Source organism: Mycobacteriales bacterium (assembly GCA_030697205.1).
Taxonomy (GTDB): Bacteria; Actinomycetota; Actinomycetes; order Mycobacteriales; family SCTD01; genus JAUYQP01.
The window spans coordinates 152,306-175,663 of sequence record JAUYQP010000013.1 but is presented as its reverse complement, the minus strand read 5'-3'; the positions used below and the strand labels follow the sequence as shown (position 1 = coordinate 175,663).

Here is a 23,358-nt window from a genome sequence, read left to right as displayed (position 1 = left end):
GAAGGGCATCGATCGTTGGTCAAGACGGGCTAACCTGCCGCCGAAGGACAGATCAGGACATGTTCTTGTTTTGACCTACGTGCACCACTCCGAGGGGAACGACCGTGCGCACTCAGATGACCACCGGACTGCGAGTCGGCGGGGCGGCGCTGCTCGCCGCTGCCGGGCTCGTGCTGCTGCCGGCAGCGCCGGCGCAGGCCGCCGCTGTCGACGGCGCCTTCGCCGAGGGTGCAGGCCTCATCATCGACACCACGCTCCTCGCCGGCAACGTGCCGATCGAACTGACGGAGGGCGCCACCGCGTCGTCCTGCCTGCCGCAGGGCGCTCCCGCGACGAACTCCCTGATCGGCCCGCTGGGAGACGCTCAGGTCGCTGAGGCCGCCGTCGTGACCAGCGGTGCGTCCGCGGTCTGCACCGGTGCGGCCGGTGTCCCGAAGGCCCTCGGCGGCGCGCAGCTGACCAACGTCGACGCCTTGCAGGTCGCGGCCCCGGTCGCCCTTCACGTCGACGCGATCACCACGACGTCCCAGACGGACTGCACCAACGCCCCGACCGGCTCGACCGAGATCGTCGGTCTCACCATCGGTGGCGCGTCGGTCATCCCCGACGGCCTCGTCGCCCCCAACACCGTCGTCGCGACGCCCGCGCTCGACCTGCTGGGCATCCGCATCATCCTCAACGAGCAGCACCCGGCCGCCAACGGCCGCGGCCTGGTCGTCAACGGCATCCACATCATCGCGTCCGAGTTCGGGGTCCTCCCGGTCGGCGGCACGGTCATCCGCGGCGACATCATCATCAGCCACGCGGTGTCCGGCGTCGTGTGCGCCAACGGCCGCGGCAGCCAGAACCCGCCCGGCGTCGGCGCGCCCGACATCACCTTCGCCAAGGACGCCACCCCCGGCACCGCCAAGGGCGGCACGACCGTGACGTACAAGGCCACCGTCACCAACACCTCCGCGCAGGACTGCGAAGTGCTGAGGTTCGTCGACCACCTGCCGAGCGCCGTCGAGTTCGTCTCCACCGCCGGCCCGCTCGGTACCGCGGTCGACACCCCGCTGCCGGTCCGCGCCGACGGCGGCCAGGACGCGATCCTGCGCCCCGACGCCGTGACCATCGGCGCCAAGGCCAGCGTCGTGCAGACCTTCGTCGTCAAGGTGAAGGCCGACGTCGCGCCCGGCACCTACTACAACAACCTTGAGCTGTTCTGCGGCCCCCACGGTGACTTCGTGAGCGGCCCGCTCGCGCCGATCACCGTCCCGGCGCCGTTCGTCGAGCCGCCGTTCGTCGAGCCGCCGGTCGTCGTTCCGCCGGTCGTCCCGCCGGTGGTCCCGACCCTGCCCCGCACGGGTGGTGAGCCGCTGCTCGCCCTCGGCGCGCTGGCCGCCGTCGGCGCCGCCTTCGGCGCCCGCCGCTTCGCCACCCGCTAGCGGCACCCGCACGACGTACGACGAGGCCGGTCCCCGCCACGGGGCCGGCCTCGTCGCGTGCCCGCCCTCGCCCCCGCCCTCGCCCCCGCATGATCAACAGGTCATCGGCGCGGGACTCGCCGGGGTGTCGCGTGCTGGTCACCTGATGATCTCCGGTGAGGGGCGGTGGGCTGGGTGGGTTCGTGCGGGCGGGTGGGTAGCGTCCGGGGGTGCTCGCCGACCCTGCCGTCCTGCTGCCCGACGCCCCCCGGCTGCGCGCCGCCCTGCAGGCCGCGGGCTGGTCGACCGCGGCCCTCGACGACCTGCTCGGGGCGGGCGCGCGCGAGCACCTCGACCGCGGCGAGACGGCCCCGCTGCTGCGCCGCACCGAGGGCGGTGACCCGCTCCACGTCCTCGCCCGGCTGCTCGTGGTCGGCGCGTCCGTGCCGGAGCGGTTGGCCACGGACGCCGGCGTACCCCTGTCGTGGCTGGTCCCTGCCGGGGGCGGTGAGGTGCGCTGTCCGGTGCGGCTGCAGCCGGTGCGCCAGGGCGGGGTCGACGTCGTCGTCCCGCACGACCCCGGCCGGTCCGGTGAGCTGGTCGAGCGCGAGCAGGTGCTGGGTGTGGGGGCGGCCAGCCTGACGCTGGCGGCGGCGACCCCGCGCGACGAGGTCAGGCGGGTGCTCGACCTCGGCTGCGGGTCCGGCGTGCAGGCGCTGCTCGCGGAGGACCACGCCGACGCGGTGGTCGCGACCGACACCAACCCGAGGGCGGTCGGCTACGCCCGGCTGGCCGCGGCGCTGGCGGGCGCGGAGATCGACGTGCGGCAGGGGTCGCTGCTCGAGCCGGTCGCGGGCGAGGCCTTCGACCTGGTGGTGAGCAACCCGCCGTTCGTCGTCGGGCCGGCGTCGCGCTACACCTACCGCGACGCCGGGATGGCCGGTGACGACGTGTGCCGGCGGCTGCTGCTCGGCCTGCCCGACGTCCTCGTCCCCGGCGGTCACGCGGTCCTGCTGGCCAGCTGGCTGCACCTCGAGGGCGAGGACGGCGACGAGCGAGTCCTCGAGTGGCTGCGCGAGACCGGCTGCGACGGCTGGGTCGTGCAGCGCGAGGTCGCGGCGCCGGAGGACTACGTCACGGCCTGGCTGCGCGACACCGACGAGGGCGAGCGGTTCGACGACCTCTACGCGCCGTGGACCGAGTGGTTCGCCGCGGAGCGGGTGGAGGCGGTGGCCTTCGGGGTCGTCGCGCTGCGCCGGCCGGTCAGCGGCACGGGCACGGTGCGCCTCGACGACGTGCCGCAGCAGACCGCGGCCACCTGGGGCGAGGAGGTCGTCGACCACTTCCGCAGGGTTGACGCGCTGGGCGGCGACCTGCTCGACCTGCGGCTGCGGCTGCGCGACGACGTCCGGCTGGTCCAGGTGGGCGCGGCGGACCCCGACGGCTGGGCTGCGGTGTCGCAGCGGCTCCAGCAGGAGACGGGGCTGCGCTGGTCGGGCGGCATCGACGACCACGGTGCCGCGCTCGTCGCCGGCTGCGACGGGACGGTGCCCTTCGGCCAGCTGGTGCAGGTGCTCGCGACCGCCCTCGACGAGCCCGTCGGCGAGGTCTGCGACCAGGTGGTGCCGGTCGCCGAGGCGCTGGTCCGCAAGGGCTTCCTGCTGCCCGTCCCGGGCTGAGCAGGGACCAGGCACCGGCCGGGCAGCAGCGTGGAGAACGGCCGGTCGGTCGACGGGGTGACCGGCCCGCGTCCCGCACGCGACGCCCACCGGCGGCTACCGTCGGACGGTGAGCCAGTTGTCGTTCTTCAGCGCCGAGGCGATGCCGCCTGCGCTCGACGACCTCGAGGGCGTGCTCGCCGGGCCCGGCCGCGCGACACTCACCGACGACGGCGCGCGGCTGTCGGTGCTCGTCACCGACGCCTGGCGCAGCCTGGCCCTGCTCGCCGGACTCGACGGCCTCGGCCTGTCCGGTGAGGTGACGACGACCTCCGACGACGAGCTCGTCGTGCGCACCCCGGTCCTCGAGGAGCTGCGCCCGATGGCGGAGCGGTGGACCTCGGGCGCGGTCAAGCGACCCCCTGCCGGCTTCGCGCTCGACGGCGCGAAGCTGCGCTGGTGGTGCCTGGCCGCGGGCGCCGCCGACGACAAGGGCGTCGTGCTGCGGCTCGGGCAGCACGACGAGGAGGCCTGGCCGGCCATCGGGTCGGCGCTGTCCGGAGCGGGGATCCCCTCGGTGTTCCTGCCCGACGGAGGCGGCGGTCCGGCGTACAAGGTCGTGGGTGCCAAGCGGCTGCGGCGCCTCGCCGAGCTCGTCGGCGCACCGCCGCCTGACGCCCCCGAGGGGTGCTGGCCGAGGGGGTAGGCGACACTCGCCGGGACCCCGCCGTTTGACAGATCGCCCCGCCCGACAGCAACACTCTGCGCTGCCCGCACCGCCCGTGACCACTGGAGAGACGTGCCCGACACCGACGACCCGACCGCCGAGACCGACTCCGGCGGCGCGCCTGCGCGGGGCAAGCGCCGCGCGTCGGGCAACCGGCTGGTCATCGTCGAGTCGCCAGCCAAGGCCAAGAAGATCGCCTCCTTCCTCGGCCCGGGTTACGTCGTGGAGTCCTCCATCGGCCACATCCGCGACCTGCCGCGCAACGCCGCCGACGTGCCCGCCAGCCACAAGGGCCTGCCGTGGGCCCGGCTCGGCGTCAACGTCGACAACGACTTCGAGACGCTCTACGTCGTCAGCGCCGACAAGAAGCAGCAGGTCGCGAAGCTCAAGGCGCTGCTCAAGGACAGCGACGAGCTCTTCCTCGCGACCGATGAGGACCGCGAGGGCGAGGCCATCGCGTGGCACCTGCTCGAGACCCTCAAGCCGAAGGTCCCGGTCCGGCGGATGGTCTTCCACGAGATCACCCCCGCCGCGATCCAGCACGCCGTCGAGACGCCGCGCGAGCTCGACCGCGCCCTCGTCGACGCACAGGAGACCCGGCGCGTCCTCGACCGGCTCTACGGCTACGAGGTCAGCCCGGTGCTGTGGAAGAAGGTCATGCCGAAGCTGTCGGCGGGCCGCGTGCAGTCGGTGGCGACCCGGGTCGTCGTGGAGCGCGAGCGGCAGCGGATGGCCTTCGTCGAGGCGTCCTACTGGGACGTCGAGGGCACCTTCCAGGCCGGGGAGCAGGACGACCCCACCGCGCCCCGCCAGCTGAGCGCGACGCTCGTCGCCGTCGACGGCACCCGCCTCGCGACCGGCAAGGACTTCGAGCAGGAGACCGGGCGGCTCAAGGCCGGCGCGACCGTCACCCGCCTCGACGAGGCCAGCGCGCGCAGCCTCACCGAGCGGCTCGCGGGGGTGCCCTTCGCGGTGCGCTCGGTCGAGGACAAGCCCTACACCCGCAAGCCCTACGCGCCGTTCATGACGAGCACCCTGCAGCAGGAGGGCGGGCGCAAGCTGCGCTTCTCCGCGCAGCGGGTCATGCAGACCGCCCAGCGGCTGTACGAGAACGGCTACATCACCTACATGCGCACCGACAGCACCAACCTGTCGGAGACGGCGATCAACGCCGCCCGGGCCCAGGCCCGCGAGCTCTACGGGCCGGAGTACGTCCCGGACGCGCCGCGCACCTACAGCAAGAAGGTGAAGAACGCGCAGGAGGCGCACGAGGCGATCCGTCCCTCCGGCGACGTCTTCCGCACCCCCGGCGAGCTGGCGCGCGAGCTGTCCGGTGACGAGCTGCGGCTCTACGAGCTGATCTGGCAGCGCACCGTGGCCTCGCAGATGGCCGATGCCCGCGGCGTGACGGCCAGCGTCCGCCTGGGGGCGACGACCGCCGACGGCACCGACGCGGAGTTCAGCGCGACCGGCAAGGTCATCACGTTCCCGGGCTTCCTGCGCGCCTACGTCGAGGGCAGCGACGACCCCGACGCCGAGCTCGAGTCCACCGAGCGCCGGCTGCCCAAGGTCGCCGTCGGCGACGGCCTGGCGGTCGACGAGCTCACCCCGAGCGGCCACACGACGAGCCCGCCCGCCCGCTTCACCGAGGCGTCGCTGGTCAAGCGGCTCGAGGAGCTCGGCATCGGCCGGCCCTCGACCTACGCCTCCATCATCACGACCGTCCAGGACCGCGGCTACGTCTGGAAGAAGGGCTCGGCCCTCGTCCCGACCTGGCTCGCCTTCGCCGTCATCGGGCTGCTCGAGGGCCACTTCGGCCGGCTCGTCGACTACGGCTTCACCGCCTCGATGGAGGACGACCTCGACGAGATCGCCGGCGGCACCGAGAACGGCGTCGCCTGGTTGTCCCGCTTCTGGTTCGGCAGCGCCGACGGCAAGGAGGGCGGCCTGGCCCGCCAGGGCGGCCTGAAGAAGCTGGTCGGCGACCGGCTCGAGGAGATCGACGCCCGCGAGGTCAACAGCCTGCGCATCGGCCGCACCGAGGACGGCCGCGAGGTCGTCGTGCGCGTCGGCCGCTACGGCCCCTACGTCCAGGTCGGCCCCGACGGCGACGAGCAGCTGCGCGCCTCGCTGCCCGAGGACCTCGCTCCCGACGAGCTCACCCCGGCGCTGGCGCTGGAGCTGGCGAGTGCCCCGTCCGGTGACCGCGTCCTCGGCCAGCACCCCGACACCGGCTTCGACGTCGTGGCCAAGGCCGGCCGCTACGGCCCCTACGTCAGCGTCACGCTGCCCGAGGGCTCCAAGGACAAGCCGCCGACGGCCTCGCTGTTCGCGTCGATGTCGCTCGACACCCTGACCCTCGACGACGCCCTGCGGCTGCTCACCCTGCCGCGCACCCTCGGCGAGCTCGACGGCGAGGAGGTCACGGCGCAGAACGGCCGCTACGGCCCCTACATCTCCAAGGGCAAGGAGAGCCGCTCGCTCGAGACCGAGGAGCAGCTGTTCACCGTCGACCTCGCGCAGGCACAGGCCCTGCTCGCCCAGCCCAAGCTGCGCGGGCGCCAGGCCGCGGCCGCCAAGCCGCCCCTCAAGGAGCTCGGCAACGACTCGGTGTCCGGCAAGCCGATGGTGGTCAAGGAGGGCCGCTTCGGCCCCTACGTCACCGACGGCGAGACCAACGCCTCGCTGCGCAAGGGCGACGACCCGGAGAGCCTCACCGACGATCGCGCCATGGAGCTGCTCGCCGACCGTCGCGCCCGCGGACCGGTCGTGAAGAAGACCGCCGCCCGCAAGAAGGCCCCCGCCAAGAAGAAGGCCCCGGCCAAGAAGGCGTGACGCTCCACAGGCGGAGCGGGTACGACGGGAAGGCGCGTCCCTGCGCCGTACTCTTGCGCCTGTGAGCAGCGAGCCGTCACCGCCGACGGGAGGGGTCCTGTCGAAGGGGCCGTTCCGGCGGCTGTTCGCGGCGCTGGCGCTGTCCTCGCTCGGCGACTGGCTCGGCTTCCTCGCGACCACGGCGCTGGCCGCGCAGCTGGTCGACGGCTTCTCCGGCAAGGCCTACGCGACCGGCGGCGTGCTCGTCCTGCGACTGCTCCCCGCGGTGCTGCTCGGGCCGGTCGCAGGCGCCTTCGTCGACCGCTTCGACCGGCGCCGCACGATGGTCGTCTGCGACCTGGTGCGCTTCGCGCTGTTCGTCTCGATCCCGCTCGCCGGGTCGCTGGTGTGGCTGCTCGTCGCGTCGTTCCTCATCGAGACGGCGTCGCTGTTCTGGATCCCGGCCAAGGAGGCCTCGGTCCCCAAGCTCGTCGGGCCGACCCAGCTCGAGCGGGCCAACCAGGTGTCGCTGTTCGCGACCTACGGCTCCGCGCCGGTGGCAGCCGGCATCTTCGCCGCGCTGGGTGTGCTGTCGCGCAACGTGCTCGAGGCCCGGCCGGTCGACCTCGCGCTCTACGTCAACGCCGGCACCTTCCTGGTGTCGGCGGCGGTCATCGCGGGACTGCGGATCGACAGCCCCGGTGAGGGCCGGCGCGACAGCGGGCTCACGATGCTGGAGTCGATCCGCGAGGGGCTCGCCTTCGCCCGGTCGAGCCAGCTCGTCAAGGGCCTGCTCGTCGGGATGCTCGGCGCGCTCGCGGCGGGCGGTGCCGTCATCGCTCAGGGGCAGCTGTTCGCCGACACGGTCCTGCAGGGCGGCCAGGGCGCCTACGGCCTGCTCTTCGGCGCGGTCTTCGTCGGCATCGCGGGCGGCATCGCGCTCGGGCCGCTGCTGATCGGTGACATGTCGCGCAGGCGGGTCTTCGGTCCGTCGATCACCGGCGCCGGGCTGTCGCTGATCGTGCTCGCGCTCGTCCCCAACCTGGCCGTCGCGGTGCTCGCCACGGTCTCGGTCGGGGCCTTCGCCGGCCTCGCCTACGTCGTCGGGCTGACCCTGCTGGGCGGGGAGGTCGACGACGCGGTGCGCGGCCGGACCTTCGGTCTGGTGCAGTCGCTGATGCGCATCGACCTGTTCGTCGTCACCGGCGTGACGCCCTTCATCAGCGGCTCGATCGGGATGCGCACCGTCGACGTCGGCGGGATGTCGCTGGACGTCAACGGCGTCTCGGTGACGCTCGTGCTCGGTGGGGTGCTCGCCCTGCTGGTCGGCCGCGCGTCGCTGCGGCAGATGGACGACCGACCGGGCGTGCCGCTCCGCCGCGACGTGATGCACCGACTCGCCCGCAAGCCGGCACAACCGTCGTACGCCGGGTGCTTCCTCGCGCTCGAGGGCGGCGAGGGAGCGGGCAAGTCGACCCAGCTGCGGCTGCTCGCGGCCTGGCTCGAGGAGGCCGGCCACGAGGTCGTCGTCACCCGCGAGCCCGGGGCGACGCCGATGGGCCGCAAGGTGCGGGCGCTGCTGCTCGACCCGGCGACCGGTGCCCTGGCGCCGCGCGCGGAGGCCCTGCTCTACGCCGCCGACCGCGCCCAGCACGTCGCGCAGGTCGTGCGGCCGGCGCTCGAGCGGGGCGCGGTGGTGCTGACCGACCGCTACGTCGACAGCTCGCTGGCCTACCAGGGGGCCGGCCGCGCGCTCGACCGCGACGACGTGCAGAAGATCTCGACGTGGGCGACCGAGGCGCTGCGCCCCGACCTCACGCTGCTGCTCGACGTCGACCCGTCGGTGGGGCTGGCCCGGGCGACCCGGGGCGGGGCCGACCGCATCGAGGGCGAGTCGCTGGCCTTCCACCAGCGGGTGCGCAGCGGCTTCCTCGAGCTCGCCGCGCGCGACCCCGAGCGCTACCTCGTCGTGCCCGCAGAGGCCCCGGTCGACGTCGTCCACGCGGCCGTACGCGGTCGGGTCGCAGTGGTGCTGCCGGTGCGTCCCGCGGTGGCGGTCCCGTGAGCGTCTTCGACGGGCTGGTCGGCCAGCAGCGGGTCGTCGAGCAGCTGCAGGCGGCGGTCGCCTCGGCCGCCGGGGTTGTCGCAGGAGGCACCGGCTCGGCCGGCGGGATGACCCACGCGTGGCTGTTCACCGGGCCGCCGGGGTCGGGCCGCTCGGTCGCGGCGCGGGCCTTCGCGGCGGCGTTGCAGTGCACCGAGGGTGGCTGCGGGCACTGCGAGACCTGCCACCAGGCGCTGACCGGCAACCACCCCGACGTCGCGGTGGTGGTGCCCGAGGGCCTGCACTTCAAGATCGACGAGGCGCGCGAGCTCATCACCCGCTCGTCGCGCTCCCCGACCCGCGGTCGCTGGCAGATCACGGTCATGGAGGACGCCGACCGGATGGAGGAGCGCACCACCAACACGCTCCTCAAGGCCATCGAGGAGCCGCCGCCGCGCTCGGTGGTGCTGCTGTGCGCGCCGTCGGTCGACGACCTGCTGCCCACGATCCGCTCGCGGTGTCGCCTGGTCTCGCTGCGCACCCCGCCGGTCGACGACGTCGCCCGCGTGCTCGTCGAGCGCGACGGCGTCGACCCCGCGATGGCGGCCTTCGCGGCCCGCGCCGCGCAGGGCCACATCGGCCGCGCCAAGCGGCTCGCCACCGACGAAGAGGCCCGCACCGAGCGTCGCGAGGTGCTGTCGCTGCCGCGCTCGCTGCAGGGCGTCTCGGCGGCGTTGGCCGCCGCCAAGGCGCTCGTCGACGCCGCCAAGGAGGAGGCCGACCAGCTCACGGCCGGCCGCGACGCCACCGAGCGCCAGTCCCTGGCGACCGCGCTCGGCGAGGGCGCCACCGGCAAGGGCGTCACCGGCTCGACCCGTGGCTCCGCCGGCGCGCTCAAGGACCTCGAGAAGCGGCAGAAGTCGCGCGGCACCCGCACCCAGCGCGACGCCCTCGACCGCGCGCTCGGTGACCTGTCCGCGTTTTACCGCGACGTGCTCGCCCACCAGCTCGGCAGCGGTGTCGACCTCGTCCACGTCGACCTCGGCGAGCAGACCGCCCAGCTCGCCCGGGCCACCTCGCCGGAGTCGACCCTGCGGCGCATCGACGCTGTCCTCGCCTGCCGGGAGGCTCTCGACGCCAACGTCGCGCCGCTGCTCGCCGTCGAGTCGATGGCGCTGTCGCTGCGGACCGGTTGACGGGCGCGCGTCCCGGCAGCGAGGCCGGTGCGGCCTGCCCTAGACTTCACGCCGCGGTCCCGGTCCTCGCGTCCGGGTCCCGCCGCCTTAGCTCAGTCGGCAGAGCACCTCACTCGTAATGAGGTTGTCCGGGGTTCGATTCCCCGAGGCGGCTCCACACTTGGACTACTCCGCAGTAGCCCGCGATGCAGGGTGCTGCGTCGTCACATCTAGTGGCGACACGGTGGTCGTGCGCTGCCAACGTGGCAGGGTGCCCGTCGTCCGCCCGACCGTCGACGCGCTGCTGTCCAGCCTGCCGCACGGGAGGTCCCTTCCCGACGCCCTGTGGTGGGGGCGGCACCGCGCCCTGCTCCGCCTCCTCGTCGGGCACGCGCTGCTGCTGCCTGCCTGGGCGCTGCTCAACGGCCACGACCTCGATCACGCGGTCAGCGCTGGCGTGGGCCTGGCCGTGCTGTGCGTCGTCGCGGCGAGGACGGCGCACCGCACCCTCGCGTCGGGGGCGGTCGCGCTCGGCCTCGTCCTCGCCGCCGCCCTGGTGGTGCACGTCGGAGGGGGCCACTCCTTCCTGCACTTCCACTTCTTCGTGGTGGTGGCGGCGCTCGCGCTCTACCAGGACTGGGTGCCCTTCGGGCTCGCCCTCGGCGTCGTCCTCGTCGAGCACGGCGTCATGGGGGTGTGGGCCAGCGATGACGTCTACAGCGACCCGTGGTCGCGGGAGCACCCGCTCGCGGCGACCGCCGCTCACGCCAGCTACGTCCTACTGGCGGCCCTCGCCAGCGTCGTGACGTGGGGTTGGTCGCAGCGTGACCGCGAGGCGGCCGAGCGTCGGGTGGAGATTGAGGCCCGGCGCGTCCGGGACAGCGAGCGGCGGCTCGCCGAGCTCATCGACAACGCACCGGCGATGGTCTTCGTCAAGGACCTCGACGGCCGCTTCGTGCGCGTCAACCCCACCTTCGCGGCGATGCACGGCAAGACCCCCGCAGACCTGCTCGGGAAGACCGCCGGCGAGGTCTTCGGCTACCCCGCCGTCGTGGGGCTGGTCGACTCCGACCTGGCTGCCCTGCAGGGCGGCGGGGTGGTCGAGAGCGAGAGCGAGATCCGCTTCCCGACCGGCACCCGCACCATGCACGTCACGAAGTTCCCGCTCCTCGACGCAGACGGCCGGCCCTACGCCGTCGCGGGCATCTGCACGGACACGACCAGGCGGGCCGCCGCCGAGCGCGACCTGCTGCACCAGTCGCGCCACGACGCGTTGACGGGGCTTCCGAACCGCACTGCACGAGGGGTTGGCCGCGGCCCTCGCGCAGGACGGACTGGTGGGGGTCCTGTTCGTCGACCTCGACGGCTTCAAAGAGGTCAACGACAGCCTTGGTCACGACGCGGGCGACGCGCTGCTCGAGGCGGTATCCGCCCGGCTGCGGGGCGTCTGCAGGGCGGGTGAGCTGCTCACCCGGCTCGGTGGCGACGAGTTCGTCGTGTGCCTGTCCCGGCTGCGCGAGGTCGGCGAGGCGGAGCGCGCGGCGGCCCGGCTGCTCGCCGCCCTCGAGGAGCCGGTCGCGATACCGGGTCGGGTCGTCGAGGTGTCCGGCAGCTGTGGCGTCGCCGTCGGCAGCAGCGCCGACGGGGCGACCCCGGGCCTGCTGCTGCGCGACGCCGACACCGCGCTCTACGAGGCCAAGGCCTCCGGGAGGGCCCGGGTGGTGACGTTCGAGCCGGCCCTGCGCGCGCGCGACGAGCGGCGTCGCCGGCTGCAGGCCGACCTCGCCGAGGCGCTGCGGACGGGCTCGGGTCTCGCGCTCGTCTACCAGCCGATCGCGGACGCCACGACGGGCGAGCTCGTCCTCGCCGAGGCGCTGCTGCGCTGGCAGCACCCGGTCGACGGTGCGCTCGCGCCCGGTGACTTCCTCGGGCTGGCGGCTGACCGGGGGCTGCTGCCGGACCTCGACCGCTGGGTCGTCGGGCGAGCCTGCGCACAGGCCGCCGAGTGGCAGCGTGCCGGGCTGTCGCTCGCCGTGTCGGTCAACGTGACCCCGGGCAGCGTCGAGGACGGTGCCGTCGTGGCGTGGGTCCGTGACGCGTGCTCCGCCACGGGCCTCGACCCTGGCCGCCTCGTCATCGAGCTGACCGAGACCGCCGTCGTCGAGCGGCCGCAGGAGACCTCTGTGGCACTGGCCGCGCTGCGGGCGATGGGCGTCCGGATCGCCCTGGACGACTTCGGCACCGGCTACAGCTCCATGTCGCACCTGCGTGACCTGCCCGTCGACATCGTCAAGATCGACCGCAGCTTCACCGCGGGCACCGTCCGCAGTGCGAGGGAGGCCGCCATCGTCGAGGCGACGACGAGGCTGGCCCTCGCGCTGGGGGCGACGACCATCGCCGAGGGCGTGGAGACCGCAGCCGAGCAGGCCGCTGTCATCGCGGCCGGCTGCGTGATGCTGCAGGGCTGGCACATCGCGCGGCCGCTCGAGCCTGCCGCGCTGACGCTGCTGCTCGCCGGTGGGCTGCCTGCGCCCCGTCCCGCGCTCGTGAGCGTCACGAAGGAGCGGTCTGCCTAGCAGCCGCTAGCGCCGCAGCCTCGACCGGGCTGCTCTCGCGCCGCGCCAGCCGGCATAGCCGACGCCGGTCCCCGCGGCCGCGCCAGCGACGAGCAGCGCGACCGACAGCGCCGGGCGCTTGCCGCTGACCGCGCCGCGCGCCGGCACTGCCGCGCGACCCTTCAGCCCAGGACTGGCGGCCTGCTCCAGCAGCGCGTCGAGCAGACCCTCGGGCGGGTCGTCGGCCGGAGCGGCGAGCTGGCCGAGGCCGGCGGCGACGTCGCGCTGCAGCGAGAACTCCGCCTGGCAGGCCTGGCAGCGCCGCAGGTGCAGGCCGACCAGTCGACGGCGCAGCACCGGCAGTGACCTGTCGACGTACGCCGGAAGCTGCGACTGCACCTCCTCGCAGACCTTGCTCAGCTCGGTCATGCCCCCACCAGCTCCCTCAGTCGTGCGTGCGCCCTGTGCAGCCGCACCTTCACCGCGCCCTCGCTGACGCCGAGCACCTCCGCTGCCTCCTTCGTCGACAGCCCCTGCACGTCCCTGAGGACGACGACCTCGCGGGCGTCGTCGGAGAGCTGGGTCAGCGCCGAGGCGGTGCGGGCCGCGAGGTCCGAGCGCTCCGCGCGCTCCTCCGGTCCGGCGTCGTCGGAGGTCAGCTCGTCGGGCAGGAAGTCCTCGATGCCGGCGCTCTGTCCGCGGGCCCGGACGTCACCGCGTCGGCGCAGCTGCGTCATGCAGACGTTGACCGTCACGCGGTGCAGCCAGGTGCCGAAGGCGGACTCGCCGCGGAAGGCGAGCACCGAGCGGACGACCCGCAGGTAGACCTCCTGCGTCGCGTCGGCCGCGTCGGAGGGGTCGCCGAGCAGCCGGCGGCACAGCGCGTAGACGTCGGTGTAGGTCGCGCGGATCAGCGCGTCCATGGCGCCGGCCTCGCCGCGCTGGACGGCTGCCACCAGCGCCGCGTCGACCTGCACGCTGCCATTGCACCGCACCGCTGCCAGGTTGCCCTGTAACCGATCTGCGCGCGTCGGGTCCAACCAGGTGAGCGGGGCAAGGCGCCCCGCCGACCGCACCACTGGAGTGGTGGACATGTACGCCTTCGTCGTCTTCCTCGGCCTCGCCCTCGGCCTCACGGTCGTCCTGCAGTGCCTCGACGAGCTGCTGCCCGTCAAGGTCCCGACCGCCCTGACCCGCACCATCGGCGTCGCGCTCGCCGCCGGCTTCGCCTGGATGCTCGACTACTCGGTCTTCACGTCCTTCGGCCAGGACTTCCGCAGCGACTGGATGCACCCGGTCATGACCGGCCTCGCGCTGGTCGGCGGCGGCGAGTTCGTCCGCTCGGTCGTGGCGGCCATCGGCCACCGCGCCGGCGAGCCCACGGTGGAGATCGCGCCGGTGCGCGCCGTCAAGGCCGCCTGACGCACCGGGGTCGTCGTACCCCCTGCTCGACCCGGGACCGGGTCCGCGCTCGTCGCGGGCCCGGTCCTGTCGTGCACCCGTTGATCAACAGGTGGTCTGCACGCGACCCGTCGGCGTGTCCCGTGCAGATCCCCTGTTGATCATCCGGGATGGTGCGGGCGGGGCGGGCGGGGAGCTGCTCGTCAGGTGAGCAGGTCGTAGCCGAGCTTGGCGATGAGGACGCCGACGACGACGAGGAAGACCTTGCGGACCCAGGCCGACCCGTGCCGCAGCGCGAGGCGCGCGCCGATCTGCGAGCCGAGCAGGTTGGCCGCCGCCATCGCCAGGCCGAGCCCCCACAGGACGTGGCCGCCGGCAGCGAACAGGATCAGCGCGGCGAGGTTGGTCGCGGTGTTGACGACCTTCGCGGTCGCCGAGGCGTGCAGGAACGACAGCCCCGCGGCGCCGACGAGCAGGAACACGAGGAACGAGCCGGTCCCGGGACCGACGAGCCCGTCGTACGCCCCGATCCCGAAGCCGCCGACGAGGGCGAGTGCGGCTTGCCGGCGAGGGGTCAGGCGCAGCGCCTCGACCTCGCCGAGCGACGGTCGGCGCGCGGTGTAGAGGAAGACCGCGACCAGCGCGACGAGCACGACCGGTCGCAGCACCGAGCTGTCGAGCACGGTCGCGAGGTAGGCGCCGAGGGCGCTGCCCAGGAAGGCCGCGCTCGCCATCCGGACCGCGGTCGGCCGGTCGACGCGGACCTTGCGGCAGTAGGTGACCGCCGCGGAGAAGGTGCCGACGATCGACGAGAGCTTGTTGGTGCCGAGCAGGCTGACGACCGGCTGGCCGGGCAGCACGAGGAGCAGGGCCGGCAGCTGCACCAGCCCGCCGCCACCGACGATCGCGTCGAGGCTGCCGGCCGCGAAGGCCGCCAGCAGCAGGAGCAGCAGGTCGCCGGTGTCCGGCACCGGCTAGTGCTTGGCGTCCGGGTCGCCGCTGTGGTCGACCGCGTGCGGGTCCTCGAGGAAGCGCTTCTGCGAGGCGACGACCTCGGCCTCGGCCTCGGTGCGACCGACCCACGACGCGCCCTCGACGGACTTGCCGGGCTCGAGGTCCTTGTAGACCTCGAAGAAGTGCTGGATCTCAAGCCGGTCGAACTCCGGCACGTGGAAGATGTCCTGCAGGTGGCTCTGCCGCGGGTCGCCGACGGGCACGCAGAGCAGCTTCTCGTCGGGGCCGGCCTCGTCGCTCATCCGGAACATGCCGATTGTGCGGCAGCGGATGAGGCAGCCCGGGAAGGTCGGCTCGTCGAGCAGCACCAGCGCGTCGAGCGGGTCGCCGTCGCCGCCGAGGGTGTCCTCGACGAAGCCGTAGTCGCTGGGGTAGCGCGTGCTGGTGAACAGCATCCGGTCGAGGCGGATGCGACCGGTCTTGTGGTCGACCTCGTACTTGTTGCGCTGACCCTTCGGGATCTCGATGGTGACGTCGAACTCCACGGAAGGCCTCTCCTCGAAAATCGTGCGGGCACCTAGTGTCGCGCACGGCAGGGGGCGTCCGGACAGGGGTGAGTGTGTTCCGCAGCACAGGCAGCCGGGTCACCGCTGCGCTGCTGGCGATCGCCCTGGCCGGTGGTGGCGGGGCGACGCTGGTGCTCGACGGGGACGACCCTGCGCCGGTCGTCGAGGCGCTGCCTCTGCTGAGCCCGCGGCCGGAGCCGACCCGCACGCCGCTGCTCGCCCCGGCCCCCACCGGCGGCGCGCTGCCGTCGACGGCCGCGCTGACACGGGCGCTCGCCCCGGTGCTGGCGGACCCGGCGGTCACCGGGCGGCTGGCCGTGTCGGTCGTCGACGTCGAGACCGGCGAGGCGCTGCTGTCCCTGCGCGACACCGAGCCCGTGCTGCCCGCGTCGACCGCGAAGATCGTGACCGCGGTCGCGGCGCTGTCCGCGCTCGACCCGGCCGCCCGGCTCACCACCCGGGTGGTCGCGGGCGCCGCCGCGGGCGAGGTCGTGCTCGTCGGCGGGGGAGACCCGCTGCTGTCGACGGGCACCGGCTCCGCCTACCCGCGACCGGCCAGACTGCGCGACCTCGTGACCCAGCTCGGGAGTACGACGGTGACGCGCGTGCTCGTGGACGACTCCCTCTACGCCGGCCCGCGGCTCGGCCCGGGCTGGCGGCCGACCTACGTGACGAGCGGTGACGTCATGCCGGTGTCGAGCCTCGCTGTCGACTCCGGCCGCTCGCTCCCCGGCCGGGGGCCGCGGGTCGCCGACCCCGCGCTGGCCGCCGGGCAGGCGCTCGCGAAGGCCCTGGGCGTGAAGGCCCCGGTCACCCGCGGCCGGGCCGCCGGCGACGCCGCCGTCCTCGCGAGCGTCGTCTCACCGACCGTCGGTCAGCTCGTCGAGGACATGCTGGTGCGCAGCGACAACGACCTCGCGGAGTCGCTCGCCCGTCAGGTCGCGTTGGCGAAGGGCCAGCCGGCGACCTTCACCGGCGCGGCCGCCGCGGTCGCCGCGGTGCTCGAGGAGGCCGGGGTGCCGCGCGGGTCGCTCGCCCTGGTCGACGCCAGCGGGCTGTCGCGTGACGACCGGGTCCAGCCTGCGGCGCTCACCGCGGTCCTGCGGGCGTTGGCCGTCGGTGACGCCTCGCGGCTCGGGCCGGCGCTGACCGGGCTGCCGGTGGCCGGCTTCGACGGGACGCTCGCCAAGCGCTACCGCACCGGGCCGTCGCTGCCCGCCGCCGGTGTGGTGCGGGCCAAGACCGGCACGCTCAACGGCGTCAGCGCGCTGGCGGGTCTGGTGCGGACGCGCGACGGTCGGCTGCTCGCCTTCGACCTGACCGCCGACGGCGTACCCCTGGGTGCCACCCGTCAGGCCGAGGCGGCCCTCGACCGCTTCGCCGCGGTGCTCGCCTCCTGCGGCTGCCGCTAACCCCCGAGGTCGCGACGTAGGGTCGGCGGCGTGACCGGACCCATCGACTACGCGCTCGCCGCGGCCACCGCTGCCCGGCTCGCGCCGGCGCCGCCCACGGTCTCGTGGGCCGAGGCGACCGACGTCGTCACCGAGCTGCGCGGCCTCGCCGTCTCCGCTGAGGAGCACGTCCGTGCCGTCACCGGTCTGGTCCCGCCGGGGGAGCCGCTCGAGGCCACCGTCGTCGACCGCGCGGGCTGGGCCGCGGCCAACGTCGACGGCTTCAAGGTCGTCCTCGAGCCGCTCGCCGACACGCTCTCCAAGGGCCCGGGCCTCGCGACCGCGGTCACCTCGAAGGTCACCGGGCTGCAGATGGGCGCGGTGCTCGCCTTCCTGTCCGGCAAGGTCCTCGGGCAGTACGAAGCCTTCACCGCCGCGGGCACCCGCGGCCGCCTCATCCTCGTCGCGCCCAACATCGTCGAGACCGAGCGCCAGCTCGGCGTCGACCCCCACGACTTCCGGTTGTGGGTCGCGCTACACGAGGTCACCCACCGCACGCAGTTCACCGCGGTGCCGTGGCTGCACGACCACGTCCGCGCAGAGATCGGCGCGCTGCTCACCGCCTCGGGCCTCGACGACCCCTCGGCCGTCGTCGAGCGGCTCAAAACCGCGATCACCCAGGTCCCTCGTGGCGGGTCGCTGGTCGAGCTGCTGCAGACGCCCGAGCAGAAGGTCGTGATGGACCGCGTCACCGCCTTCATGTCGCTGCTCGAGGGCCACGCGGAGCACGTCATGGACGGCGTCGGTCCGTCGGTCGTGCCGACCGTCGCCCACATCCGCAGCCGCTTCCAGCAGCGCCGCGGCCAGCGCGGCGGGCCGCTCGACCGCGCACTGCGCCGGCTGCTCGGTCTCGACCTCAAGGCCCTGCAGTACGCCGAGGGCAAGCGGTTCGTCGACGCCGCCGTCGACGCGGTCGGCATGGACGGCTTCAACCGGGTGTGGGAGTCGCCGGAGGCGCTGCCGACCCGCGCGGAGATCACCGCGCCGCACGACTGGGTCCGCCGGCTGCACGGCCCGTCCGCGGCATGACACCGGCCTGAGACCGGCCTCTGCCCCGTGCCCGGACCGCCCCCCGCCACCGCCGCCGTGCGGCTCGCGGTCCGCCGCTGCCTGGCTGACCTCCCGCCCGACGCGCTCGTCGCCGCCGCCGTCTCCGGCGGCGCGGACTCCCTCGCGCTGGCCGCCGCGCTCGCCTTCGAGCGGCCCGGCGCGGTCGCCCTCGTCGTCGACCACGGCCTGCAGGACGGCTCCGCCGAGGTGGCCGCCCGCGCCGCCGACCAGTGCCGGGCCCTCGGTCTCACCGCCGAGGTCCTCCCCGCACCTCCCGCAACGTCCGCTCACCCGGACGCGCCTCCCACGGTCACCGAGCGGACGCTCCGGCTGGCAGCGGAGGAGGCCGCAGCAACGTCCGCTCACCCGGACCCCGACCGCACCGCGTCCGAGCGGACGCTGCGCGAGGGGGGGCGGGGCGGCGGGGGGCCGGAGGGGCGGGCCAGGGACAGCAGGTACGCCGCCCTCGGCACGGCGACCGACCGGCTCGGCGCGGCCGCGGTCCTGCTCGGCCACACCCTCGACGACCAGGCCGAGACGGTGCTGCTCGGACTGGCCCGCGGGGCCGGCGCCCGCAGCCTCGCCGGCATGCCCGCGGCCCGCGGGCTGCTGCGTCGGCCGCTGCTCGGCGTCACCCGCGCGCAGACCCGGCAGGCCTGCGTCGAGGCCGGCCTCACCCCCTGGGACGACCCGCACAACGGCGAGCCGGCCTTCGCGCGGGTGCGGGTCCGCGCCACCGTCCTGCCGGTCCTCGAGGAGCAGCTCGGCCCCGGTGTCGCCCAGGCCCTGGTCCGCTCCGCCCGGCAGCTCCGCGAGGACGCCGACGCCCTCGACGCGCTCGCCGACGAGGTCCTTGCCGGCCCGCAGGCGGACACGCTCGCCGTGCTGGGCGCCCTCGCTCCCGCCGTACTCTCCCGCGTCCTCAAGCGCTGGGGCGAGAGCCGCAGCGGGCGGGCGCTGTCCGCGGCCCACGTCGACGGCCTGCGCTCGCTCGTCGAGGACTGGCACGGGCAAGGACCGGTCGACCTGCCAGGAGGCGGCCGCGTGACCCGCCAGGAGGGGCGGCTAGCCTTCGAGGCGTGACCTCCCGCGTGCCGGACGAGATCGAGAAGGTGCTCATCTCCGAGGAGGAGATCAGCGCCAAGGTGGCGGAGCTCGCGGCCGCCATCGACGCCGACTACGTCGGGCGCGAGGTGCTGCTCGTCGGGGTGCTGAAGGGCGCCGTGATGGTCATGGCCGACCTCGCCCGGGCGATGGAGACCCGCGTCTCGATGGAGTTCATGGCGGTGTCGTCCTACGGCTCGTCGACGTCGAGCTCCGGGGTCGTGCGCATCCTCAAGGACCTCGACCGCGACGTCGTCGACAAGCACGTGCTCGTCGTCGAGGACGTCATCGACTCCGGGCTCACGCTCAACTGGCTGCTGCGCAACCTGCGCTCCCGCCAGCCCGCGAGCGTCGAGGTCTGCGCTCTGCTGCGCAAGCCCGAGGCGGCCAAGGTCGAGATCCCGGTGAAGTACGTCGGCTTCGACATCCCGGCGGAGTTCGTCGTGGGCTACGGCCTCGACTACGCCGAGCGCTACCGCGACCTGCCCTTCGTGGGGCTGCTGCGCCCGTCGGTCTACAGCGAGGCCTGAGCGGCGAGAGGGTGTCCCCGGGTGGCGGAACACCACCCGCTGGGCGACCGTTGTAGCCCTGTGGAGGTCACCCCCTGCGGTGTACCGTTCGTGATCCATCTGCCGTCAGGAGGGACGGGGCGGACAGCCCCGCGTCGATGAACCTCAAGCGCCTTGCCCGTGGCCCCTTCGTCTACATCTTCCTCGGCCTGCTGGCCGTCCTGCTGCTGAGCAGCGCCCTCAAGGGCGACGGCGGCTACAAGAAGGTCGAGACGTCGAAGCTGCTCGCGGCCATCGAGGCCGGCGATGTCGTCTCGACGGCCGAGAAGGGCAAGGACACCGCGATCCTGCTCGACAAGGAGCAGCAGCTCAAGGTCACCCTCGAGCCCGGCAAGGAGATCGACGGCAGCGACAAGGTCCAGACGTCATTCGTCTTCGACCAGGGCCGCGACATCGCCAACCTGCTGGTCGAGAAGGACGTCAACTACGACACCAAGGTCTCGCGCGACAGCGTGCTGGTGTCGATCCTCATCAGCTTCCTGCCGATCCTGCTCATCCTGGCCCTGCTGTTCTTCTTCATGAACCAGATGCAGGGCGGCGGCAACCGCGTCATGCAGTTCGGGAAGTCCAAGGCCAAGCTCGTCAGCAAGGACACCCCGAAGACGACCTTCGCGGACGTGGCCGGCTCCGACGAGGCCATCGAGGAGCTGCAGGAGATCAAGGAGTTCCTCGAGTCGCCCGCGAAGTTCCAGGCGATCGGGGCGAAGATCCCCAAGGGCGTCCTGCTCTACGGCCCGCCCGGCACCGGCAAGACGCTGCTGGCCCGCGCGGTCGCCGGCGAGGCGGGCGTGCCCTTCTACTCGATCTCGGGCTCGGACTTCGTCGAGATGTTCGTGGGTGTCGGCGCCAGCCGCGTGCGCGACCTGTTCGAGCAGGCCAAGGCCAACGCCCCGGCGATCATCTTCATCGACGAGATCGACGCCGTCGGTCGCCACCGCGGCGCCGGCATGGGTGGCGGTCACGACGAGCGTGAGCAGACCCTCAACCAGATGCTGGTCGAGATGGACGGCTTCGACGTCAAGGGCGGCGTCATCCTCATCGCCGCCACCAACCGGCCCGACATCCTCGACCCGGCGCTGCTGCGCCCGGGCCGCTTCGACCGTCAGATCGCCGTCGACCGCCCCGACATGGCCGGCCGCAAGCAGATCCTCGACGTCCACGCCAAGGGCAAGCCGATCGAGGCCGGTGTCGACCTGCAGGTCATCGCCCGTCGCACCCCGGGCTTCACCGGCGCCGACCTCGCCAACGTCGTCAACGAGGCTGCGCTGCTCACCGCCCGCACCGGCCAGAAGCAGATCACCCTCACCACCCTCGAGGAGTCGATCGACCGCGTGATGGCGGGCCCGCAGCGCAAGACCCGGCTGATGAACGACCGCGAGAAGAAGGTCACGGCCTACCACGAGGCCGGCCACGCGCTCGTCGCGCACGCGCTGCCCAACACCGACCCGGTGCACAAGATCACGATCCTGCCGCGCGGCCGGGCCCTGGGCTACACCATGGTGCTGCCGACCGAGGACAAGTACTCCCAGTCGCGCGCCGAGCTGCTCGACATGCTCGCCTACGCGATGGGTGGCCGCGCCGCCGAGGAGCTCGTCTTCCACGACCCGACGACCGGTGCGAGCAACGACATCGAGAAGGCCACCGCGACGGCCCGCGCGATGGTCACGCAGTACGGCATGAGCGAGCGGCTGGGCGCGGTGAAGTTCGGCCAGGAGTCCGGCGAGGTCTTCATGGGCCGCGACATGGGCCACGGGCGCGACTACTCCGAGGAGGTCGCGGCGGTCGTCGACGCCGAGGTCCGCGCGCTGGTCGAGAACGCCCACCACGAGGCGTGGGAGATCCTCGTCGAGTACCGCGACGTGCTCGACGACATGGTGCTGAAGCTGCTCGACAAGGAGACGCTCAACAAGGACGAGGTCGCGGAGATCTTCGCGACCGTCGTCAAGCGTCCCGAGCGCATCCACCCGACCGGCAACGGCAAGCGCCCGCCGTCGGACAAGCCGCCCGTGCTCACCCCCGCCGAGCTCGCCACGATGGGGCCCGACGACCTCGAGGACCTCGCCCGCGGCCGCAGCAAGGCGTCCCGCTCTCCGCGCCGCACCGCCCCGGCTCGCCAGCGCGCCGGTGCGGTCAACCGCGAGGCCGCCCCGTCGAAGGCCCCGGGCCGCACGTCCCGCACCGCCCGGCAGCCGCGTCGCGCCACGGGGACCGACCCGGCCTCCTGAGCATGTCCGTGAGGGGCTTCGCCGACCTCGGCCGCACCCGCGTCATGGGGGTCGTCAACGCCACCCCCGACTCCTTCAGCGACGGCGGTGACCACGCGACCGTCGACGCTGCGGTCGCCCACGGCCTGGCGCTCGTCGCCGAGGGCGCCGACCTCGTCGACGTCGGTGGCGAGTCGACCCGGCCCGGCGCCGCGCGGGTCGACGCCGACGAGGAGCTCGCCCGCGTCCTGCCGGTCGTGCGCGGTCTCGTCGATAGCGGCGTCGTGGTCTCGGTCGACACCACCCGGGCGGCGGTCGCCGCGGCGGCTCTGGACGCGGGGGCCGTCCTCGTCAACGACGTCTCCGCCGGTGTCGCCGACCCTGCGATGCTCACCCTCGTGGCCGAGCGCGGTGTCCCCTACGTCGCGACGCACGGCCGGGGCGCGAGCGCCGACATGCAGACCAGGACGGCGTACGCCGATGTCGTGCGCGAGGTGCGCGACGAGCTGGCCGCGCGGTTGGAGGCCTGCTGGGCCGCCGGGCTCGCACCCGACCAGGTCGTGCTCGACCCGGGCTTGGGCTTCGCGAAGGAGGCCGACCACAACTGGGCGCTGCTGCGCGGCCTGGACGATCTCGCCTCACTCGGTCGCCCGCTGCTCGTGGGCGCGTCCCGCAAGCGCTTCCTCGGGCTGCTGCTCGGTGCCGGTCCTGAGGCGCTGCGCCCGCCGAAGGAACGCGACGACGCGACGACGGCGCTGACGGTCGTCGCCGCGCAGGCGGGTGCCTGGGCGGTGCGTGTGCACGCGGTCCGGCCCAGCGCCGACGCGGTGCGGGTCGTCCAGCAGTTGGCCCGCGCATGAGCAGCAGCCGCCAGGCCGCGGAGCCCGGACCGACGCCCGACGGGCTGGCCGTCGAGGCCGCCAACACCGAGCTCTACCGCGCCTTCGAGGAGGCCGACGTCGACGCGATGGCCGCCCTGTGGGACGGCGCGGACGACCCGGCCGCCGCGGCCGACGTGGTCTGCGTGCACCCCGGCTGGCCGATGCTCACCGGGCGCTCGCAGGTCCTGCGGTCGTGGTCGGCGATCATGGCCGGCACCGCCTACATCCAGTTCTTCCTCACCGACGTGCAGGTGCGCGTCGCGGGGGACACCGCTGTCGTCACCTGCACCGAGAACGTCCTCACCGCGATATCGGAGTCGGAGGGCACCGGCGCGGCGGTCGTCTCGACCAATGTCTTCCGCCGGCGCGCGGACGGCTGGCGGATCCAGGTCCACCACGGCTCGCCGGTGCTGGGGAGCCTTGACGATGAGTGACCTCATCAGCCTCACCGGGCTGCGGGTGCGGGGCCACCACGGCGTGCTGGCGTCGGAGCGGGCCGACGGCCAGGACTTCGTCGTCGACGCGGTCCTCACCGTCGACACCCGCGCCGCCGCCGCGTCGGACGACCTGGCCGACACCGTCGACTACGCCGACCTCGCCGCGCGACTCGCGGCCGTCGTCTCCGGCGACCCCGTGGACCTGCTCGAGACGCTCGCCGCGCGGCTGGCCGAGACCTGCCTCGCCGACCGCAGGGTCATCAGCGCCCGCGTCACGGTCCACAAGCCGCAGGCCCCGATCCCGCTCGCCTTCGACGACGTGGCCGTGACCGTGGTGCGACCGTGAGCCCCCGATGACCGTG

20 protein-coding genes, 1 tRNA gene and 1 pseudogene are annotated in these 23,358 nt (G+C 73.8%); 18 read left to right on the top strand and 4 right to left on the bottom strand.

Going from position 1 to position 23,358, the window contains the following annotated elements:
* The first annotated feature begins 116 nt into the window (after window positions 1–116).
* The 9 genes and pseudogenes from Q8R60_04185 to Q8R60_04145 all read left to right on the top strand — a co-directional run bounded on the left by Q8R60_04185 (window position 117) and on the right by Q8R60_04145 (window position 12,400).
* Window positions 117–1,427 (top strand): choice-of-anchor P family protein, encoded by a 1,311-nt coding sequence (locus tag Q8R60_04185; protein MDP3711669.1) that lies wholly within the window; start codon window positions 117–119, stop codon window positions 1,425–1,427.
* 209 nt (window positions 1,428–1,636) lie between these two features.
* Window positions 1,637–3,085: a class I SAM-dependent methyltransferase gene (locus Q8R60_04180; protein MDP3711668.1), complete on the top strand. Its 1,449-nt coding sequence runs from the start codon at window positions 1,637–1,639 to the stop codon at window positions 3,083–3,085.
* Between the two features lie 109 nt (window positions 3,086–3,194).
* Window positions 3,195–3,770, top strand: a complete 576-nt coding sequence (locus Q8R60_04175; GenBank protein ID MDP3711667.1) for a hypothetical protein — start codon at window positions 3,195–3,197, stop codon at window positions 3,768–3,770.
* 177 nt (window positions 3,771–3,947) lie between these two features.
* A complete protein-coding gene (gene topA / locus Q8R60_04170; protein ID MDP3711666.1) occupies window positions 3,948–6,626 on the top strand; it encodes a type I DNA topoisomerase in 2,679 nt (892 codons plus the stop codon).
* Between the two features lie 61 nt (window positions 6,627–6,687).
* Window positions 6,688–8,670, top strand: a complete 1,983-nt coding sequence (gene tmk / locus Q8R60_04165; protein ID MDP3711665.1) for a dTMP kinase — start codon at window positions 6,688–6,690, stop codon at window positions 8,668–8,670.
* On the top strand, window positions 8,667–9,845 hold the full coding sequence (locus Q8R60_04160; protein ID MDP3711664.1) for a DNA polymerase III subunit delta': 1,179 nt from the start codon (window positions 8,667–8,669) through the stop codon (window positions 9,843–9,845). Before tmk ends, Q8R60_04160 begins: the two co-directional genes overlap by 4 nt.
* Before the next feature lie 81 nt (window positions 9,846–9,926).
* A tRNA-Thr gene (locus tag Q8R60_04155) sits at window positions 9,927–10,002 on the top strand.
* Between the two features lie 510 nt (window positions 10,003–10,512).
* Window positions 10,513–11,061: pseudogene (locus Q8R60_04150) on the top strand (PAS domain-containing protein).
* A gap of 100 nt (window positions 11,062–11,161) precedes the next feature.
* Window positions 11,162–12,400, top strand: coding sequence for a bifunctional diguanylate cyclase/phosphodiesterase (locus Q8R60_04145; protein MDP3711663.1), 1,239 nt, complete (start codon window positions 11,162–11,164; stop codon window positions 12,398–12,400).
* Between the two features lie 6 nt (window positions 12,401–12,406).
* Here the strand turns inward: Q8R60_04145 and Q8R60_04140 are convergent, their stop codons facing one another.
* Together Q8R60_04140 and Q8R60_04135 are read right to left on the bottom strand one after the other, a co-directional pair.
* On the bottom strand, window positions 12,407–12,808 hold the full coding sequence (locus Q8R60_04140) for a zf-HC2 domain-containing protein (protein ID MDP3711662.1): 402 nt from the start codon (window positions 12,806–12,808) through the stop codon (window positions 12,407–12,409).
* Window positions 12,805–13,356 (bottom strand): RNA polymerase sigma factor, encoded by a 552-nt coding sequence (locus Q8R60_04135; protein MDP3711661.1) that lies wholly within the window; start codon window positions 13,354–13,356, stop codon window positions 12,805–12,807. Before Q8R60_04135 ends, Q8R60_04140 begins: the two co-directional genes overlap by 4 nt.
* Before the next feature lie 115 nt (window positions 13,357–13,471).
* Between Q8R60_04135 and Q8R60_04130 the strand changes: the two genes are divergently transcribed.
* Complete coding sequence (locus Q8R60_04130; protein ID MDP3711660.1) at window positions 13,472–13,801, top strand: hypothetical protein; 330 nt, start codon at window positions 13,472–13,474, stop codon at window positions 13,799–13,801.
* A 182-nt stretch (window positions 13,802–13,983) separates the two neighbouring features.
* Here the strand turns inward: Q8R60_04130 and Q8R60_04125 are convergent, their stop codons facing one another.
* Window positions 13,984–14,751 (bottom strand): TSUP family transporter, encoded by a 768-nt coding sequence (locus Q8R60_04125; GenBank protein MDP3711659.1) that lies wholly within the window; start codon window positions 14,749–14,751, stop codon window positions 13,984–13,986.
* 3 nt (window positions 14,752–14,754) lie between these two features.
* Entirely contained in the window at window positions 14,755–15,279 is a 525-nt protein-coding gene (locus Q8R60_04120; protein MDP3711658.1) for an inorganic diphosphatase, read from the bottom strand.
* Window positions 15,280–15,353: 74 nt separating this feature from the next.
* Between Q8R60_04120 and dacB the strand changes: the two genes are divergently transcribed.
* The 8 genes from dacB (at window position 15,354) to folB (ending at window position 23,342) form a co-directional block, all read left to right on the top strand.
* Window positions 15,354–16,712 carry a D-alanyl-D-alanine carboxypeptidase/D-alanyl-D-alanine-endopeptidase gene (gene dacB / locus Q8R60_04115; protein MDP3711657.1) on the top strand — a complete coding sequence of 453 codons (1,359 nt, stop codon included), beginning with the start codon at window positions 15,354–15,356 and terminating at the stop codon, window positions 16,710–16,712.
* A 30-nt stretch (window positions 16,713–16,742) separates the two neighbouring features.
* On the top strand, window positions 16,743–17,780 hold the full coding sequence (locus tag Q8R60_04110) for a zinc-dependent metalloprotease (GenBank protein MDP3711656.1): 1,038 nt from the start codon (window positions 16,743–16,745) through the stop codon (window positions 17,778–17,780).
* Window positions 17,781–17,807: 27 nt separating this feature from the next.
* On the top strand, window positions 17,808–18,884 hold the full coding sequence (locus Q8R60_04105; protein ID MDP3711655.1) for a tRNA lysidine(34) synthetase: 1,077 nt from the start codon (window positions 17,808–17,810) through the stop codon (window positions 18,882–18,884).
* Window positions 18,881–19,435 carry a hypoxanthine phosphoribosyltransferase gene (gene hpt, locus Q8R60_04100; protein ID MDP3711654.1) on the top strand — a complete coding sequence of 185 codons (555 nt, stop codon included), beginning with the start codon at window positions 18,881–18,883 and terminating at the stop codon, window positions 19,433–19,435. Before Q8R60_04105 ends, hpt begins: the two co-directional genes overlap by 4 nt.
* Window positions 19,436–19,572: 137 nt before the next feature.
* The gene (gene ftsH / locus Q8R60_04095; GenBank protein MDP3711653.1) at window positions 19,573–21,699 is read left to right on the top strand and encodes an ATP-dependent zinc metalloprotease FtsH; all 2,127 of its coding nucleotides are present in this window, start codon (window positions 19,573–19,575) and stop codon (window positions 21,697–21,699) included.
* 2 nt (window positions 21,700–21,701) lie between these two features.
* Window positions 21,702–22,538: a dihydropteroate synthase gene (gene folP, locus Q8R60_04090; protein MDP3711652.1), complete on the top strand. Its 837-nt coding sequence runs from the start codon at window positions 21,702–21,704 to the stop codon at window positions 22,536–22,538.
* The gene (locus Q8R60_04085; GenBank protein ID MDP3711651.1) at window positions 22,535–22,993 is read left to right on the top strand and encodes a nuclear transport factor 2 family protein; all 459 of its coding nucleotides are present in this window, start codon (window positions 22,535–22,537) and stop codon (window positions 22,991–22,993) included. The genes folP and Q8R60_04085 overlap by 4 nt, the downstream gene beginning before the upstream one ends.
* Window positions 22,986–23,342, top strand: a complete 357-nt coding sequence (gene folB, locus Q8R60_04080) for a dihydroneopterin aldolase (GenBank protein ID MDP3711650.1) — start codon at window positions 22,986–22,988, stop codon at window positions 23,340–23,342. Before Q8R60_04085 ends, folB begins: the two co-directional genes overlap by 8 nt.
* The last annotated feature ends 16 nt before the right edge of the window (window positions 23,343–23,358 follow it).

Excerpts from the sequence above, each read along its gene's own strand:
- Q8R60_04085 (MDP3711651.1), top strand. The coding sequence starts at position 22,535 with ATGAGCAGCAGCCGCCAGGCCGCGGAGCCCGGACCGACGCCCGACGGG.
- Q8R60_04140 (MDP3711662.1), bottom strand. The coding sequence starts at position 12,808 with ATGACCGAGCTGAGCAAGGTCTGCGAGGAGGTGCAGTCGCAGCTTCCG.
- folB (MDP3711650.1), top strand. The coding sequence starts at position 22,986 with ATGAGTGACCTCATCAGCCTCACCGGGCTGCGGGTGCGGGGCCACCAC.
- Q8R60_04130 (MDP3711660.1), top strand. The coding sequence starts at position 13,472 with ATGTACGCCTTCGTCGTCTTCCTCGGCCTCGCCCTCGGCCTCACGGTC.
- folP (MDP3711652.1), top strand. The coding sequence starts at position 21,702 with ATGTCCGTGAGGGGCTTCGCCGACCTCGGCCGCACCCGCGTCATGGGG.
- ftsH (MDP3711653.1), top strand. The coding sequence starts at position 19,573 with ATGAACCTCAAGCGCCTTGCCCGTGGCCCCTTCGTCTACATCTTCCTC.
- Q8R60_04185 (MDP3711669.1), top strand. The coding sequence starts at position 117 with ATGACCACCGGACTGCGAGTCGGCGGGGCGGCGCTGCTCGCCGCTGCC.